The following is a 692-nucleotide window of genomic DNA, read 5'->3' as shown; positions in this document are numbered from 1 at the left end:
CAAGGTCCTAAATTTGCAGCCGAGATGGAAGCCCACGTGCGTGAATATGGTGTCGACATCATGAACCTGCAACGGGTATCCAACATCAAAGGTGCGGATGAAACAGCCAATGGTCTGGTGGAAGTGACTTTAGAGAATGGTGCCAAACTGGAATCGAAAACCGTGATTCTTTCGACCGGTGCACGCTGGAGAGAGATGAACGTTCCAGGTGAGCGGGAATATAAAACCCGTGGTGTAGCCTACTGCCCGCACTGTGATGGTCCTCTGTTCAAAGGCAAACGTGTCGCTGTGATTGGTGGTGGTAACTCGGGTGTAGAGGCTGCGATTGACCTGGCAGGGATTGTAGAGCATGTCACGCTGGTCGAGTTTGATACCAAGCTACGTGCGGATCAGGTCCTGCAGGACAAGCTGAACAGCTTGCCGAACACCACGGTGATCAAGAATGCGCTTTCAACAGAAGTGGTTGGTGATGGTTCACAGGTGACGGGTCTGAAATACAAAGACCGTGCCACGGATGAAGAGCATACAGTAGAACTTGCCGGGATCTTCGTGCAGATCGGTTTGTTGCCAAATACGGACTTCCTGAAAGAAACCCCGGTTGAGCTAACCAACCGTGGCGAGATCGTGATTAACGACCGCAACGAAACCAATGTGAAAGGGGTGTTTGCAGCAGGTGACTGTACCACAGTGCC

At 51.7% G+C, this 692-nt stretch carries 1 protein-coding gene; it reads left to right on the top strand.

What is annotated here, in order from left to right:
• Positions 1-692: FAD-dependent oxidoreductase (locus tag PV763_RS17735; RefSeq protein WP_420938304.1), on the top strand; the 692-nt coding region annotated here is incomplete at both ends.

Origin of the sequence: Acinetobacter sp. AS5, assembly GCF_048957595.1 — a bacterium.
GTDB lineage: Bacteria > Pseudomonadota > Gammaproteobacteria > Pseudomonadales > Moraxellaceae > Acinetobacter.
Note: the sequence above shows the minus strand (reverse complement) of the source record. Positions and strands in the feature narration are given on the sequence as shown.